Below are 15,302 nucleotides of genomic sequence, written 5' to 3'. Positions count from 1 at the left end.
AACGACTAAAGTACGTCCATCAACTCTTTTTCTGAAAGGAACACAAAATGAACATCCTGCAAATTAACTCCAGCGCCCGTGCCCAAGCCTCTCATTCCACGCAATTGGCAAATAGCCTGGTGGAGGTTTTATTGGAATCCACATCCGGTGCTACCGTGAATGTACGTGATCTGGGTAGCAATCCTCACCCGATACTTGATGAAACAGCATTGCAAGCCCTGTTCACACCTGCAGAGCAAAGAACGGCAGAACAGCAAGCCCGTGTTGCTCTGGATGATGTATTGATTGCAGAAATCCAGGCTGCCGATGTGGTCGTACTGGGTGCACCCATGTATAACTTTGGTATTTCAGCCCAATTGAAAAATTGGATCGATGCAGTATCCCGCGCCCAGGTGACTTTCCGTTATACCGCCAATGGCCCTGAAGGTTTGCTGACTGGCAAGAAAGTGTATGTGGTATTGACACGTGGCGGTTTGTATCGCAATACGCCAAAAGACACACAGATGCCTTACCTGAAAACCTTCTTTGGCTTCCTGGGCATGACCGATGTAGAGTTTGTCTATGCAGAAGGTTTGGCCATGGGCCCGGATGCAGAAAAAGCCTCACTGGCTTCAGCACACCAACAAATTAATGATTTACTGCCTGCCTAATTAATTGACAATTGACAGGTAACCTATAAGGACGATGGATCATGGAAACGACAGATGTAGTCGCAAGCAATACAGCAGTTCAACAGGCGGAACAAGTAACAAATTCACGCACGGTAGAGCAACTGGTAGCAGGGCAGCCTACTTCGGATGGTGCCGGTGTCAAGCTGACACGGGTATTGACGCAGCCACTGCAGTACCGGCTGGACCCCTTCCTCATGCTGGATGCCTTCGGCAGTGATGAGGCAGGTGACTACATCGCCGGTTTCCCCAGCCATCCACACCGTGGTTTTGAAACTGTTACCTATATGCTGGCTGGTCGCATGCGCCACCGCGACAGTGCCGGTAATGAAGGCTTGCTGCAAAACGGTGGTGTGCAATGGATGACCGCAGGTCGTGGTGTGATTCATTCAGAAATGCCGGAACAGGAAGAGGGTCGCATGGCAGGCTTCCAGTTATGGCTGAACCTGCCCGCCAAGGACAAGATGATAGCGCCCTGGTACCGCGATATTCAAAGCGATAGCATCCCTGAGTTGCTGACAGCAGCCGGTGTCAAAGTACGTGTCATCGCCGGTAGCAGCCATGGTGTGGCAGGTGCCGTGCAGCGTGAAGTTACTCAGCCGCTGTATCTGGATATCCATATGCCAGCCGGCAGCAGTTTTACACAAAGCCTGCCTGCCAGCTTTAATGCCTTTGTGTATGTGTATGAAGGTGAAGTGCAGATAGCCGGGCGCGATGTACCCGTACAGCGTATGGCGATATTGAAAAAATCACCGGATGCAGATGGTGTGGTGATTGAGGCCAAGGTGGATAGCCGCTTGTTGCTGATTGCTGGTCAGCCGCTTGGTGAAACTATTGTGCAGTATGGTCCGTTTGTGATGAATAGCCAGGCGGAAATTTTTAAAGCGATCAGTGATTTTCGTGAGGGTAAGTTGGCGGATGTTGCCTGATATAAGAGTTAAGCCTTATTTTCACGGACGAAGGAACTTGTCGTTGTAGGTTGGGCCGGACCTCGCTAGGCTAGAGTTTACCAGCCCAACACTGGGCGTTTAATAAACGTATACGTTATTTTGAGGCCGAGTGTTGGGCTGATACCCCGCAGCCCAACCTACGAAACTGCCTTTTACTATGACGAATCAACGAAATAAGAATCTACATATAAGGAAAAAAAATGAAACAAACAGAAACCATAGGACCCGTCTTCGGTTCCTTCATCGCCCGCGTATTGATTGCCCTGATCTTCGTGGCATCCGGTGCGGGCAAGATTGCGGGCTTTGAACAGACTGTCGGCTATATCGCCAGCAAGGGCTTGCCTTTGCCTGCCTTGGGCGCAATTGCTGCCATCGTGGTGGAACTGGGTGGTGGCATCATGGTCATCGTCGGTTGGCGCACACGCTGGGCGGCCGCAGCAATGATCTTGTTCACGCTGGCTGCTGCCTTCATCTTCCATGGCTTTTGGGGTGTGCCGGCCGATGCAGCACAAAACCAGATGATACATTTCATGAAAAATATCTCCATGAGCGGCGGCCTCTTGTATGTGCTGATACACGGCAGCGGTGGCTGGAGCCTGGATGCTCGTAAAGGCTGAGCAAGAAAGAATTGATTTCCCGTTCCCTCGGGCCTCCTTCAGCAGCAGATTTTCCGTAAGGTAATCTGCTGTTTTTTTAGACTTACGAAAAGAATACCGCTTTGTATTGTAGTTCTCGCTGTTGGCATAAGCTGTACGATTCGTACGGTCTTCGTCGCTTGCTGAGGAAAAATCAGAGAAAAACTGAGATAATTCCGTATCTCAATATTTCAATATTTCAGGGGAATCAGTTTTGAATATTATTTCAATCCTGATCCAGATGCAGAGAAATCACGCCGCTCGCCGGTGTCGCACAAGGTTCGTCGTCAAAAGCGATGTCACCATTTGGATTTGCTTCACCATCAATTTTCAAATCAGTAAAATTAAACAGCTTCTTGTCCATCAAATGGGAAGGTGCAACGGTAGACAGCGAAGCAAAAATATTATCCACGCGGCCAGGAAATTTCTTGTCCCATTCGCGCATCAAGCCCTTGATCTGCTTGCGTTGCAGATTTTCTTGCGAGCCGCACAGGTCGCACGGGATGATGGGGAAGTTTTTCACTTCGGCATAGCGTTCTGTGTCAGATTCTTTCACATAGGCCAGCGGACGGATGACGATGTGCTTGCCGTCATCGGATTGCAGCTTGGCCGGCATGCCCTTGAGTTTGCCGCCGAAGAACATGTTCAGGAAAAAGGTTTCCAGGATATCGTCGCGATGATGGCCGAGGGCGATTTTGGTCGCACCCAGTTCATCCGCCACGCGGTACAAAATACCGCGGCGCAGGCGTGAGCATAGTGAGCAGGTGGTTTTGCCTTCCGGTATCAGGCGCTTGACGATGCTGTAGGTATCCTGATTTTCGATATGGTAGGGAATCCCCAGTTTTTCCAGATAGGCTGGCAGAATATGATCGGGGAAGTTGGGTTGCTTCTGATCCAGGTTGACCGCGATGATATCGAAGTTGATCGGCGCACGTTCACGTAGGGTCATCAGGATATCCAGCAGGGCATAGCTGTCCTTGCCACCGGACAGGCAGACCATGACCTTGTCGCCCTCTTCTATCATATTGAAATCACCGATCGCCTGGCCAACCAGACGGCATAAGCGCTTGTGCAGCTTATTGTTTTCGTAAGTGATTTTTTCTTGTGATTTGGCCGTGGTTTTTACTTCCACCGGGGCTTCCATCAATGTTTCAGTCAGAGCTTGCATGATAGGTTTTAGATTAGGCTTAAATTCGGGCTTAAATTCGGACTTAAATATCGGTTTTGATCTGGAATACTTCCACGCCTACGCCTTCGCAATCAGGGTAGACATCGGGCTTCATGGTGGAGATGCGTACTGCGCGTACGCGCGGATGCGCCAGCATGATCTTGGCAACATCATCACACAGGGTTTCCTGTAAATGTACATGGCCCTTGGCAATGCGGTCTGCGATCGTGCAGCGCATGAAATCATAATCGACGACTTCTTCCAGTTGGTCATTTTTTGGTGTGGACAAGGCCAGCGGGATATACAGGTCTACATTGAAGAGCACACGTTGTTCGCCTTTTTTCTCGAACTCGTGCACGCCGATGTTGATGGAGATTTCATAATCACGCAAAAACAGGCGGCGGCAATCGGCGAGCTGGGGATGGTGCAGGATGGATAACATAATGGTCCTGATGATTAAGATGGAATAGGGTTGTTGGCAGTCGCCAGAAACATGACGTCGCGCTGCAAGGGAATCAGGTGCTGGCCGCCATCCACCAGTACCGTGGTGCCGGTGATAGCAGGGCTGTCAGCCAGAAAACAGATGGTACGGGCAATATCTTCCGGCGTACTCGATCGGCCCAGCGGCGTCACCTGATGCGCCTGCTGGAAGTCCATCGTACTCTGGTGGCCGGAAACCATGGTGATGCCGGGCGCCACACCGACTACCCGTACGGTCGGTGCCAGCGCTTGTGCCAGCGTCGTGGTCGCGCATTGCAGGGCGGCCTTGGACAGGGTGTAAGACAAAAAGTCGGGATTGAGGTTAACCAGTTTTTGGTCCAGCAGGTTGATGACACAGGCTTGCCGGTCGCTTGCGGTGGCTGCATGCAGTGCCTGCGCCAGGATCAGCGGCGCTGCCAGATTCGCGTGCATATGCTTATCCAGACTCAACTGACTGAAACTGTGCACGTCGTCTTCTGCAAACAGCGAGGCGTTATTGACGATGCAGTCGATGTTGCCCATGACGGCAATTGCGGCCGGTAGCAGGGCCCGTGTTGCTGCTTCATTGGCAAGGTCGGCCTGCAAGGCGTGGGCACAGCGGCCCAGTGCCTGAATTTCTGTCACCAGTGTCTGCGCATCTTCCGCCGAATTGCCATAATGGACAACAATATCCCAGCCCTGCTGCGCCATATGCAGGGCGATATGCCGCCCTATGCGTTTGGCGGCACCTGTAATCAGTGCTGTGCGGCTTGCCTGGCTATTGCTGGTCATAATTCACTCATGGAAATTCTTAACAGAAGTTAGTGCGTTTTTAATACAATGCGGCTATGCATAAATTATCTCTACCTGTGCCGGGCGATGATGCCCTGGCTGCTTCATCTGCGCTGCAACAACTGATTATCGACGACATCCGCCAGCATCAGGGCTGGATAGCATTTTCGCGTTACATGGAACTGGCACTGTATGCGCCGGACCTGGGTTATTACAGCGGTGGTGCCACCAAACTGGGCAAAGACGGTGATTTTACAACTGCACCGGAAATGTCATCCTTGTTTGGTGCAGCGCTGGCTACACTGGCGAGCCACATTTTTACCCAAACCCGGCCCGAAATCATGGAATTCGGCGCTGGTACAGGTAAGCTCGCGCTCGATTTTTTGTCGGAATGTCAATTATCTGGAATAGCGATAGATCGCTATTTTATCGTGGAATTGTCTGGTGAGCTGCGTGCACGTCAGGAAGAATTGTTGAAAGACTTCCCGCAGGTGGCCTGGTTGCAAGAAATGCCAGACTCTTTTTCCGGTCTGGTACTGGGAAACGAGGTGCTGGATGCCATGCCGGTGGACCTGGTCATCAAGACTGCGGATGGCTGGCGTGAGGTTGGCGTCGCAGTGGTCGATGAAGATAGCGTCCCCAGGCTGATTTATCGTGAACAGGCAGGACAGGTTTGTCATCCGGACAAGATTGCGCAAATCCCGGATGCCGCTGCACTGCCGGTCGGTTACCTGACTGAAGTACATGCGGTGGCCAGTGGTTTCATGCGCAGTATGGCCAGGATGCTGGCTAAAAGCCAGGGCGCTACGGCTGCCATCTTCATCGATTACGGTTTTCCGGCTGCAGAGTATTATCATCCGCAACGACTGCAAGGCAGCCTGATGTGCCATTACCGGCATCATGCCCATCCCGATCCATTTTACCTGCCCGGCCTGCAGGATATTACTGCCCACGTCGATTTTACTGCCATGGCCAGGGCCGCACTGGAAGGCGGACTGGAACTGCTGAACTACAGCAGCCAGGCCGGATTTTTGATGAGCACGGGTATTGCAGATTTGCTGGCACGGACCCCGGCAGAACAGGCCATGCAGTATCTGCCACTGGCAAACGCATTACAAAAACTGGTTTCGCCGGCAGAAATGGGTGAGTTGTTCAAAGTTTTGATCGTAGGCCACCAGCTGGAACTGCCGGAAAATTTACTGCGCCTGGACCGCAGCCATCGCTTATGATGGGCTGTCGTCAAAAATATTTCTGGTAGGTTTCCGCATGGAAATTTATCGATAAGTGTGCAAAACAATTTGATCTGGAGTTTCATTTGCTGCGCTGGGTTGTGACCATCTTCATTGTCGTCGTTGTCTTTTCCAGCTTATTGCCATGGCTGGAAAAATTCGGCATAGGCCGCCTGCCGGGTGATCTGCGTTTCCGCCTGTTTGGCCGGACTTTTTCATTTCCTTTCGCCTCGACCATCCTGATTTCTCTACTGGTCTTGCTGCTGGCGAAGATCTTCAAATAAGAAGCTGTTGCAAAAGCGTGCGTGGCGCACCCAAATCTATTAAATATGTTAAACCCTTGCAATAATGTCGCTGCTTGGGGGTAAAGTTTCCATATGAATGCGCCGTCACTTTAATATAATGAAATAGACTTCTTTCTATTTGGAGGCTGTGCTGACCCGGGGAGATGGGGGCGGCATGCCTGACAGCGATATAAAATAATAATTAAACAATAATTACGCTAAAGGTTGAAATGAGCGAACTCAGCGACATTCGGGCATTGCTCATTGAACCGCATGCTGGCATGCGGGTCAGTTTGCACAATATGCTGAATCTGTGCGGCATTACCAAGATAGAACATGGGTTGTCCGCCGGTACGGCAGTGCGCGCGATTCAAGCCAAGGTCTTTGATCTGATTCTGTGCGAGTACGATCTTGGCGTTGGCCAGGATGGCCAGCAACTGCTGGAAGACATGCGCCACCACAAGCTGGCTCCCTTATCCACGATTTTCATCATGGTGACGGCAGAACGTTCGTATGCCAAGGTCGTCAGCGCGGCTGAACTGGCACCTTCTGATTATTTGCTCAAACCCTTTACTGCCGACATGCTGCTGGAGCGTGTCATCCGTGCACTGGAAAAACGCAAGGCCTTTGTCGACGTGCATAACCTGATGGAGCAGGGCGCTGTGGCCGAAGCCATCATGGCCTGCCACCACGGCGAGCGCGACCATCCCAAATATGCGATTGACTTCATGCGCCTGCGGGCGGAATTGCATGTCATTCACGGTGAAGCGACAGAAGCCGAAGAATTATATAAATATTTATTTGAGTTAAAAGCGGTCGCCTGGGCTCGCCTGGGTCTGGCAAAGACCTTGTTCATGCAGGGAAAATACCAGGAAGCCGAAGAAATACTGAAAAACCTGGTGGCTGAAAACGACAAGTACATGGATGCCTATGACTGGCTGGCCAAGACCCATGAAGTGGCTGGTGAGTTGCCTGAGGCGAAGGATGTTCTGGATATTGCTGTCGGCGTTTCGCCCCACGCGGTCCGGCGTTTGCGCAAGCTGGGCAAAATCGCGCTGGAAACCGGTGATATAGAAACTGCTGAAAATGTCTTGAAAAAAGTAGTTAGCAAGGCCAAGTTTTCCGAGTTCCGTGATCCTGAAGATCATATGAACCTGGTCAGTGCCCTGGTCAAGAAAGGCGATACCGAGCAGGCCAAGTCTGTTATACGCGATTTGGAAAAAAACATGTCGGGCCTGAAGAAAACTGCCGCCGTCAGAGCAATTTCTGCTGCCATGGTGCATGCCAAGACCGGCGATGTGCGGCTGGCAGAAGAACTGGGGGCAGCGGTAGTCGCTTCGCGAGAAGACATTGGTCTGTCCACCGATGCCAAGCTGGGTCTGGCAAAAAGTTGCCTCGAAAATGATCTGGAAGATAATGCGTCCGAAATTATTCTGGATGTAATGAAAAACGCCAGTGACCAAAACGTCATGTCGCGTGCGATGGGGGTGTTTGAAAGCGCTGGCAAGGGCCATATCGGCAAGGAACTGGCGCAACGCAGTCAGCGAGAGGTGATGGACCTGGTGGCCCTGGGTGTGCAAAAAGCTAAGCAGGGCGATTTCCGTGGCTCGGTCGAACTGATGAGTGCTGCTGCCCGTAAATCACCAGACAATCCGCAGGTAGTATTGAATGCGGCACTGGCTGCCCTGAAATGTCTGGAAAACATGGGTTGGGATCAGGCTACCGGTGAGCAGGCGCGTAATCTGATTGAGTCGGCACGTCGGCTCGACCCCATGAATCCGCGTCTGAAGGCAATCCGCGGCTTGTATGATGAATTACAGAAGAAGTACGGCATCACTACAGTACGCATGGCCAAATAAAAACGTATTTGGAATTCATTCCTCCAGCAGGAACGGGTTCTGAAATAATAGCGACTGCAAATAGCAACTGCGAAGAGCAACTGCGGAGATCATGGCAATTCAACCTTCTGTTCACCTCGACGAGCATGCGCCGGAATCTGCGCGTGACCGTTTACTGGTAAAAATCAATGAAGAGAGCAATTTACCTACTTTGGGAGTGTCAATTACCAAAGTGGTGGAAATTACTTCTTCCAGCGAAGACCCAGTCGCCAAACTCGCGCATTTCGTGCTTGCCGATGTGGCATTGACGCAGAAAATCCTGCGTCTGTCGAATACCATCCATTACCGCACCAGTTCTGGCGCACCGGTCACTACCATTTCCAGGGCCATATTCCTGCTCGGTTTTAACAGTATCAAAACCAGTGCCATGGCGATGTTGCTGGTCGATTGTTTCAAGGATAAAAGCCACGCCAACAGTGTCAGACGTGAGTTGATACAGGCCCTGTGCGCCAGCATAGTCGGGCGTGAAATGGCCCAGCGTGGGCGTTTCCAGGATGGGGAAGAAGCAGCGGTTGCTGCCCTGTTCAAAAATGTCGGAAAAATCCTGGTGGCTTCTTTCGATCATCCTTTATATAGCCGCATACAGGCGATGCTGCAAACCGGCAAGACCAGCTCCCAGGAGGCCAGTGACGTATTACTTGGCTGCAGCTACGAGCGTTTTGGTGAACTGGCCCTGCAGGAATGGAAAATACCCGACACCATCATCCAATCGCTGGCACCCTTGCCAGCCGGCGAACTGAAAAAAGTCAATAACCGTGCCGAATGGCTGCGCCAGGTCGCCAGCTTCAGTGATGCCCTGGCATCCGTGATCATGACTGCCGGGGGCGGCAACATGACGGAAAAAGCACGCCCCCTGTTGCAGCGTTATGGCAAAGCCCTGGAACTGGATCAGGCCATGCTGGATGAGATGCTGGGCAGGGTGGAGCTGGAAACACGCCAACTGGCCAAGAGCATGGACATTGCCATGTCTGACATCCATACCGGTGACAGCGACGGTTCGGATTTGAATGGTGTGCCGAATGAATTGCTGATGCAGGATTACGACAGCGGCGAGATTCAGAACGACCAGCGTCACCCCAGCGGCAAGCCCATCCATGCGCGTGATTTGCTGCTGGCAGGCGTGCAGGATGTGACCCAGATGCTGGCGTCCGAATCCTTCAAACTGAATGACCTGATACTGCTGGTGCTGGAAACCCTGTACAGCAGCATGGGCTTCCGCTTTGCCACGGTGTGCCTGCGTGATCTGCAATCAGTGCGCTATGTCGCTCGCCTGGCAATAGGTGAAAACTATGTGGAAAGACAAAAGGGTTTTGCTTTTCCCGGCAAGCCTGACCAGAACCTGTTTCATCTGGCCATGGTGAATAATGTCGACCTGATGATTTCCGATGCCTCGGTACCCAAGATACAGAATTTACTGCCTGAATGGCATCGCACTTTGCTGCCCGATGCGCGTAGCTTCATCATCCTGCCGCTGGTGATACAGAAAAAACCCTTGGGCCTGTTCTATGCAGACCGTGCAGTGAGTGCAGATGAGGGCGTACCACCGGATGAGACCGCGCTGATCAAGACTCTCAAGAGCCAATTGCTGGCTGCCATGATGCGCGGTTAGCAGGTAGCCATCCTGCCATTCATGATGACGAAAAGCACACTGTCAGCCTACGGGTTACAATGGCTGGCGTTTACTTTTCACGGGGCACTTCATGCAGTTCACTACCTGGCTCACCTTCTTTTTTGCCGCTTGCGTCATCGCGGTTTCACCTGGCTCGGGCGCGGTGTTGTCGATGTCGCATGGCCTGAATTATGGGGTGAAAAAAGCATCCGGAACCATCATGGGTTTGCAGGCCGGTTTATTGTTGATACTGGCCATCGCCGGGGCTGGCGTCGGTTCCCTGTTGATGGCTTCCGAATTTGCATTCAGCATTGTCAAGACGGTGGGTGCGCTGTACCTGATTTATCTCGGCATCAATCAATGGCGCGCACGGGTGGATGTGGTGAATGAGGCAGAAACCGAGCAGGTCACCAGCACCCAGGCACCGGCCATGTCCAAACGTTTCCTCATCGGTTTCCTGACGAATGCCACCAATCCCAAGGGGATTATTTTCATGGTGGCGGTATTGCCGCAGTTTATTTCCCATGGCGCACCCTTGCTGCCACAGCTGCTGATACTGGGTGTGACGATGTGTGCGATAGACCTGGTGGTGATGCACGGTTATGCCTACGCCGCTTCCAGCATGCAGCGCTATTTCCGTGATCCGAAATGGTTGAAAAGCCAGAACCGTTTCTTTGGCGGCATCCTGATGGCAATAGGTACTGCGCTGTTTTTTGTGAAGCGCAGTCCTGCCAATTAAGCGCATAAGAATGGCCGCTGGCTAGCCTGACTAGCCAGCGGCGACGCTGCAAGTCTACATCAAAGGAATTTGCTGTTTTTTTGCCAGCGCATCGATATCTTGCCAGATTGTCATTTGATTCAACAGGCGAGTGGCAGGATCGAGCATGGAATTCAGATTGAAAAAACGTTCCAGCGCCGTGTCATCAAAATTACTGTGTTGCGAGAAATTGATGCGGCCATATTGCTTGCGAAAAGCATGCAGCAAATCGGCTGGTGTGTCTTTATGCCATACCTGCATCAGGCCACCCACCATCAACGCACAGTCGGTAGTCTGTTCCAGCGTACGCGGGTTCTTTGAGCTGGTGGCGTCACGATAGTCGAGCAGGCGCGGAAAATAGAATTTCTTGATCCAGCTGGCCGGTATCCCGCCTTCACGCAGCAATGCACCACTACGCCAGAGTTTCCAGCTTTTTTCGGCTTCGCTTGCATCTGTGAATTGATGGTCTGCCTCGATGATGCAGTCTTCTGCCAGCTCGATTTCAAGTATGACCGGCAAGCCTGCGGTCAAAGCAATGTTTTCCAGTTCTGCCATCTGCGGTTTTTCGCCATGCTGGCTTTGCAGGGCATTGACAAAGCTTCCCATGACTTGTTCGTTGTCTTGATGCAGTGCGCTGGTGGCCTTGCAAAATGCGGCGCAGGCGGCAAAATACGCCATCAGTTCGCCGACCATGATGCCACGCGCAGGTATAGCTTCCTGTGCCGGTGCTGTGGCTTGATCGAAACCCTGCCTGGGCATATCTGCCGCCAGACCCTGGCGCAGGATGGGATACAGTTCAGTCGAGATGCAGCCGTATTTGACGTGGCTGCCAGCGGCAAGTTTAAATTCTGACATGGCGGCTCAGGCTTTCTTGAACAGGGACAGGACGTGTTCCGGCGGACGTCCGATAGCCGCTTTATTTTGGTAAGTCACGATAGGTCTTTGCAGCAAATGTGGATGAGTAGCGATGGCCTGCAAGGCCGTTGTCGTATCGGCATGATCCAGCTTCAGGCGTGCATACTCATCTTCATTATTGCGCAACATGGCCTGCACGTGATTGTCGCCCAGTGCGATGCATATTTGTTGCAGTTCATCAAAATTTAGAGGATTTTTTTGATAATCAATGACATTTAAGGCAAGTGCCTGTTCTTCGCCAATGGTGGTCAGCAAAGCCAGCGTTTCGCGGGATTTGGAACAGCGTGGATTATGGTAAATCGTTATCATCGTTGATAGGTGTCGTTCCTGGTAAATCCACCGTGTGCCGCAGCCTTATGTGTCGCTGCCTGCCACGATGGTGTTTTTCAATAAAAGCCCTGACCTATGCCTGCCAGGACCAGCACGCCCAGTATGGCAAACACGATTGCCGCCAGCCAGCGTAGCAGTTTAAAAGGAAAATTGGGTGCTGCAATCTTGCCCAGAAATACGGCGGGCACATCGGCGATCAGCATGCCCAGCGTGGTGCCGGCAATGACCAGTGGCAGGTTGCTGTATTTGGCTGCAAGGGCGACGGTGGCCAGTTGTGTCTTGTCACCGATTTCAGCCACAAAAAAAGTGATGCAGGTCAGCATGAAGATGCCATAGGGCTGCTCGCCGATACCTTCATCTTCCATCTTGTCCGGCTTCAGGGTCCAGGCGGCAATCGCCAGAAATGACAGGCCCAATAGCCAGCGCAACAGGGTGGGGTCAAACTGGCTGGCGACCCATTGCCCCAGCAAACCGGCCAGGGTGTGATTGAGCAGCGTGGCAACCAGTATGCCCAGCACGATAGGCAAGGGGTTTTTATAACGGGCTGCCAGCAATAAGGCCAGCAATTGGGTCTTGTCGCCAATTTCACCTATGGTGACGGCCAGAGTAGAGACGAGGAAAGCTTCCATGATGATGTGCGGGATGGGGCCGTTTAACCAATGACAGCCATATCCCGCCCCATCCCTGGTCAGCAGAATATAACTATCAAAGGTCTTGCCCCAACCTGACAGCGACTTACTGTCGGGCCTAAACGCACCATGGCCAGCCGGCCAAGTATGTTGATGCGCTTTCTTCAGCCGCAGCTGAAGCAGGCTACTCCCCAATGAATGTGAGGGCGCATTATAACGTTATAACGCAGCTTGGCGCTTATTTCGCAATCTGGGGCAAACCTTGCCGTGGTGAACCCCGTTGGAATTTTGGGTGTACAGTCGTTGTTTGTCTGGCTGATCTCTGGGCGACTTGCTACACTGGGAGCCATGACTTGATAAATTATATAGATAATATTTTATGGAATCATTTTATAGCTATGCCATGCATTTCTGGTCTCAGTCCGAGCTGCATGCCAACCTGATCATTTTCATGAATCTGACAGGTGCCATGTTGCTCGGGTTCCTGGTGGGGTATGAGCGTTCCTACCATGGGCGCGCGGCCGGGATGCGCACCTATGGCCTGGTCTGCATGGCATCCGCAGCGCTGGTGGTGATTGCGGGTTACCCTGATTTCTGGTTTGGCGGACGCGCACTGTCGCCGGTGAATCTTGATCCTTCGCGCACCATACAGGGCGTGGTGACTGGTATCGGCTTTCTGGGGGCCGGCGTCATCATGCGCGAAGGCTTCACCATCAGTGGCCTGACGACGGCAGCGTCTTTATGGGCTTCATCTGCCATCGGTGTGCTGGTCGGGGTCGGTTTTTATGCGGCAGCCATTTTGCTGGCAATGCTGTCGGCGGCCTGCATGATCTGGGTCTACAAGCTGGAATCCTGGTTACCTTCCAGGCCTGCGGTATCTATCACCATGCAATTCCGGCCCGGCTTTAATCCGAATGAAGATGCTTTGCGCAGACTGGCACTGGCGCGTGGCTATGAAATTGCCGTCGGTACACTGACCATCAGTTGCAAGGAAGGGCGTATAGAGTGGCGTTTCGTCGCCGTGGCCATCAGCCGCAAGCTGGCCACCCGTTTGAGCGGGCTGGCGACGGAACTAGGGGCGTTTGACGGTATAGAAAATTACCATCTCGCTCATGCGAGAAATTAGCCTAACCTGATATGTCTGGGAATAACAGCAGGATGCCGGATCAGCCGCTCAGGCTGATTGATCATCCGCCGGTAATTCTGGCAAGCCTTCCATGCCGTGTATGAAAATCCGGGTGACCAGTACGGCAAAGTCTGCATAGGACATCTGGTCGCTTTCCTGCTGCGGTTTCAGCCAGGTAAAGGTCCAGTTGATCATACCGAACAGCAGCATGGTGATGGCGCTGCGGTTTTGCGCATCTGTCCGTTGCGGAAAGCGGCGCTGTATGGCTAGGGCGAACAGGTTCACGATGTTTCTCTGGGCATCCAGTATCAGCAGTCTTTGCGGTTCTTCCAGAAATTTCACATCGTTCAGCAGGGCAATATGCCTGGTCTGCGAATGTTCATATTCCGCCAGAAAGGCGGCAATCAGTTCGGTCAGCTCAATATGGGTTTCTGCCAGATGGATCAGTACTTTGGTGTAACGGTCCAGCAGATCAAAGAGTATCGCCTCCTTGCTGACGTAGTAGTGGTATAGCCTGGCTTTGGAGGTGCCGCAAGCCTGTGCCAGCAAACTCATCGAGGTGCCGGGATAGCTGTGGCTGGCGAAGGCCTGCGCCGCCCGCTCCAGGATTTCATCGCGTTGCAATTGGTGGTCGGAAGCCTGTGTGCGCGCCATGGTAAATATGCAAATGATTTGCCTGCATGATACAGCGACATCGGCGCGGCGGGAAAAACTTCCTGTTGATCATCCGTGCCGATAGCCCAAAAAAACAGACCAAAAATAGCAGCTGAGATTTTTTGCAAAAGATGGTAATTCGGTATCTTGTGGTAAAAATGAATAAAATCATATGCTTAAGAGCAATTTTTGACCCGTTTGGAGTGGGATTGAGGTGCAAATTCTCAAATAGGTGTTGACAGTTTGGTCGGACATCTCCATAATTCGGGGTTCCCTGCGGAGAGGTGGCCGAGTGGTTAAAGGCGACAGACTGTAAATCTGTTCTCTTGCGAGTACGCTGGTTCGAATCCAGCCCTCTCCACCACAGGTAAAGAATTGAATTTAGAAATTAGCGGCTGAAGTGGTGGCCTTTGCGGGTGTAGCTCAATGGTAGAGCTGAAGCCTTCCAAGCTTATGACGAGGGTTCGATTCCCTTCACCCGCTCCAGTTTTACTTGCGCGGTTTTTTTGCGCAAACAAGCTGCCCTTGTAGCTCAGTGGTAGAGCACTCCCTTGGTAAGGGAGAGGCCACGTGTTCAATCCACGTCAAGGGCACCAAAGTTTAGTCTGGTGTTTTCAAGTCTGATTTGTCGGGCGCGTGCCTGAGCATTCTCATCAAAATCGTTAGGAGTCCAAAATGGCAAAAGGTAAGTTCGAGCGCACCAAGCCGCACGTAAACGTAGGCACAATTGGTCACGTTGATCACGGCAAAACCACACTGACAGCAGCGATCGCGACAGTTCTGTCGAAAAAATTCGGCGGCGAAGCAAAAGCCTACGACCAGATCGATGCAGCACCAGAAGAAAAAGCGCGCGGTATTACAATTAATACAGCCCACGTTGAGTACGAAACAGCCGCTCGCCACTACGCCCACGTTGACTGCCCAGGCCATGCTGATTATGTTAAAAACATGATCACCGGCGCGGCACAAATGGATGGCGCGATCCTGGTTTGCTCCGCAGCAGACGGTCCTATGCCACAAACCCGCGAACACATCCTGTTGGCCCGCCAGGTTGGCGTTCCTTACATCATCGTGTTCCTGAACAAGTGCGACATGGTAGATGACGCTGAATTGCTGGAACTGGTTGAAATGGAAGTTCGCGAATTGTTGTCCAAATACGAATTCCCGGGCGACGACCTGCCTATCATTCAAGGTTCCGC

General features: G+C 52.2%; 17 protein-coding genes, 3 tRNA genes and 1 riboswitch. Of the genes, 13 read left to right on the top strand and 7 right to left on the bottom strand.

Annotation, left to right across the window (positions count from 1 at the left end; all coding sequences use genetic code 11):
* Positions 1-47: 47 nt before the first annotated feature.
* The 3 genes from ACO0LM_RS15305 (at position 48) to ACO0LM_RS15295 (ending at position 2,235) form a co-directional block, all read left to right on the top strand.
* Positions 48-650 carry an FMN-dependent NADH-azoreductase gene (locus tag ACO0LM_RS15305; protein ID WP_422984327.1) on the top strand — a complete coding sequence of 201 codons (603 nt, stop codon included), beginning with the start codon at positions 48-50 and terminating at the stop codon, positions 648-650.
* A 41-nt stretch (positions 651-691) separates the two neighbouring features.
* Positions 692-1,597 carry a pirin family protein gene (locus ACO0LM_RS15300; protein WP_423038137.1) on the top strand — a complete coding sequence of 302 codons (906 nt, stop codon included), beginning with the start codon at positions 692-694 and terminating at the stop codon, positions 1,595-1,597.
* Between the two features lie 221 nt (positions 1,598-1,818).
* Positions 1,819-2,235: a DoxX family protein gene (locus ACO0LM_RS15295; RefSeq protein ID WP_423038136.1), complete on the top strand. Its 417-nt coding sequence runs from the start codon at positions 1,819-1,821 to the stop codon at positions 2,233-2,235.
* Positions 2,236-2,479: 244 nt separating this feature from the next.
* On the opposite strand, the gene ttcA is transcribed toward ACO0LM_RS15295, so the two are convergent.
* From ttcA to ACO0LM_RS15280, 3 genes are all read right to left on the bottom strand, one after another.
* Complete coding sequence (ttcA, locus tag ACO0LM_RS15290) at positions 2,480-3,397, bottom strand: tRNA 2-thiocytidine(32) synthetase TtcA (protein ID WP_423038239.1); 918 nt, start codon at positions 3,395-3,397, stop codon at positions 2,480-2,482.
* A gap of 67 nt (positions 3,398-3,464) precedes the next feature.
* Positions 3,465-3,863 (bottom strand): dihydroneopterin aldolase, encoded by a 399-nt coding sequence (locus ACO0LM_RS15285; protein WP_422977435.1) that lies wholly within the window; start codon positions 3,861-3,863, stop codon positions 3,465-3,467.
* A gap of 14 nt (positions 3,864-3,877) precedes the next feature.
* Positions 3,878-4,672 carry an SDR family oxidoreductase gene (locus tag ACO0LM_RS15280; protein WP_423038135.1) on the bottom strand — a complete coding sequence of 265 codons (795 nt, stop codon included), beginning with the start codon at positions 4,670-4,672 and terminating at the stop codon, positions 3,878-3,880.
* Between the two features lie 56 nt (positions 4,673-4,728).
* Here ACO0LM_RS15280 and ACO0LM_RS15275 point away from each other — a divergent pair, with 56 nt between their 5' ends.
* The 5 genes from ACO0LM_RS15275 to ACO0LM_RS15255 all read left to right on the top strand — a co-directional run bounded on the left by ACO0LM_RS15275 (position 4,729) and on the right by ACO0LM_RS15255 (position 10,431).
* The gene (locus ACO0LM_RS15275) at positions 4,729-5,901 is read left to right on the top strand and encodes a class I SAM-dependent methyltransferase (RefSeq protein WP_423038134.1); all 1,173 of its coding nucleotides are present in this window, start codon (positions 4,729-4,731) and stop codon (positions 5,899-5,901) included.
* An 86-nt stretch (positions 5,902-5,987) separates the two neighbouring features.
* Positions 5,988-6,185 carry a DUF2905 domain-containing protein gene (locus ACO0LM_RS15270; protein ID WP_186946268.1) on the top strand — a complete coding sequence of 66 codons (198 nt, stop codon included), beginning with the start codon at positions 5,988-5,990 and terminating at the stop codon, positions 6,183-6,185.
* Positions 6,186-6,415: 230 nt separating this feature from the next.
* Positions 6,416-8,044, top strand: a complete 1,629-nt coding sequence (locus ACO0LM_RS15265; RefSeq protein WP_423038133.1) for a tetratricopeptide repeat protein — start codon at positions 6,416-6,418, stop codon at positions 8,042-8,044.
* 91 nt (positions 8,045-8,135) lie between these two features.
* Positions 8,136-9,692: an HDOD domain-containing protein gene (locus ACO0LM_RS15260; protein WP_423038132.1), complete on the top strand. Its 1,557-nt coding sequence runs from the start codon at positions 8,136-8,138 to the stop codon at positions 9,690-9,692.
* A gap of 91 nt (positions 9,693-9,783) precedes the next feature.
* Entirely contained in the window at positions 9,784-10,431 is a 648-nt protein-coding gene (locus ACO0LM_RS15255) for a LysE family transporter (protein ID WP_423038131.1), read from the top strand.
* A 54-nt stretch (positions 10,432-10,485) separates the two neighbouring features.
* Here ACO0LM_RS15255 and ACO0LM_RS15250 read toward each other — a convergent pair whose 3' ends face one another.
* From ACO0LM_RS15250 to ACO0LM_RS15240, 3 genes are all read right to left on the bottom strand, one after another.
* Entirely contained in the window at positions 10,486-11,304 is an 819-nt protein-coding gene (locus ACO0LM_RS15250; RefSeq protein WP_423038130.1) for a hypothetical protein, read from the bottom strand.
* Between the two features lie 6 nt (positions 11,305-11,310).
* Positions 11,311-11,673 (bottom strand): arsenate reductase (glutaredoxin), encoded by a 363-nt coding sequence (arsC, locus tag ACO0LM_RS15245; RefSeq protein ID WP_423038129.1) that lies wholly within the window; start codon positions 11,671-11,673, stop codon positions 11,311-11,313.
* A 77-nt stretch (positions 11,674-11,750) separates the two neighbouring features.
* On the bottom strand, positions 11,751-12,323 hold the full coding sequence (locus ACO0LM_RS15240) for a TMEM165/GDT1 family protein (protein WP_423038128.1): 573 nt from the start codon (positions 12,321-12,323) through the stop codon (positions 11,751-11,753).
* Positions 12,324-12,338: 15 nt separating this feature from the next.
* A riboswitch (yybP-ykoY riboswitch) is annotated at positions 12,339-12,528 on the bottom strand.
* A 174-nt stretch (positions 12,529-12,702) separates the two neighbouring features.
* Here ACO0LM_RS15240 and ACO0LM_RS15235 point away from each other — a divergent pair.
* Entirely contained in the window at positions 12,703-13,449 is a 747-nt protein-coding gene (locus tag ACO0LM_RS15235) for an MgtC/SapB family protein (protein WP_422984357.1), read from the top strand.
* Positions 13,450-13,497: 48 nt separating this feature from the next.
* On the opposite strand, the gene ACO0LM_RS15230 is transcribed toward ACO0LM_RS15235, so the two are convergent.
* Positions 13,498-14,103 carry a TetR/AcrR family transcriptional regulator gene (locus ACO0LM_RS15230; protein ID WP_423038127.1) on the bottom strand — a complete coding sequence of 202 codons (606 nt, stop codon included), beginning with the start codon at positions 14,101-14,103 and terminating at the stop codon, positions 13,498-13,500.
* Positions 14,104-14,381: 278 nt separating this feature from the next.
* Between ACO0LM_RS15230 and ACO0LM_RS15225 the strand changes: the two genes are divergently transcribed.
* The 4 genes from ACO0LM_RS15225 to ACO0LM_RS15210 all read left to right on the top strand — a co-directional run.
* A tRNA-Tyr gene (locus ACO0LM_RS15225) sits at positions 14,382-14,467 on the top strand.
* Between the two features lie 48 nt (positions 14,468-14,515).
* A tRNA-Gly gene (locus tag ACO0LM_RS15220) sits at positions 14,516-14,589 on the top strand.
* Positions 14,590-14,624: 35 nt separating this feature from the next.
* Positions 14,625-14,699, top strand: a tRNA-Thr gene (locus ACO0LM_RS15215).
* Between the two features lie 79 nt (positions 14,700-14,778).
* Positions 14,779-15,302: GTP-binding protein (locus ACO0LM_RS15210; protein WP_423038126.1), on the top strand; the 524-nt coding region annotated here is incomplete at its 3' end.

Origin of the sequence: Undibacterium sp. Di26W (genome assembly GCF_049340265.1) — a bacterium.
GTDB lineage: Bacteria > Pseudomonadota > Gammaproteobacteria > Burkholderiales > Burkholderiaceae_D > Undibacterium.
This window is presented reverse-complemented; position numbering and strand designations above follow the sequence as displayed.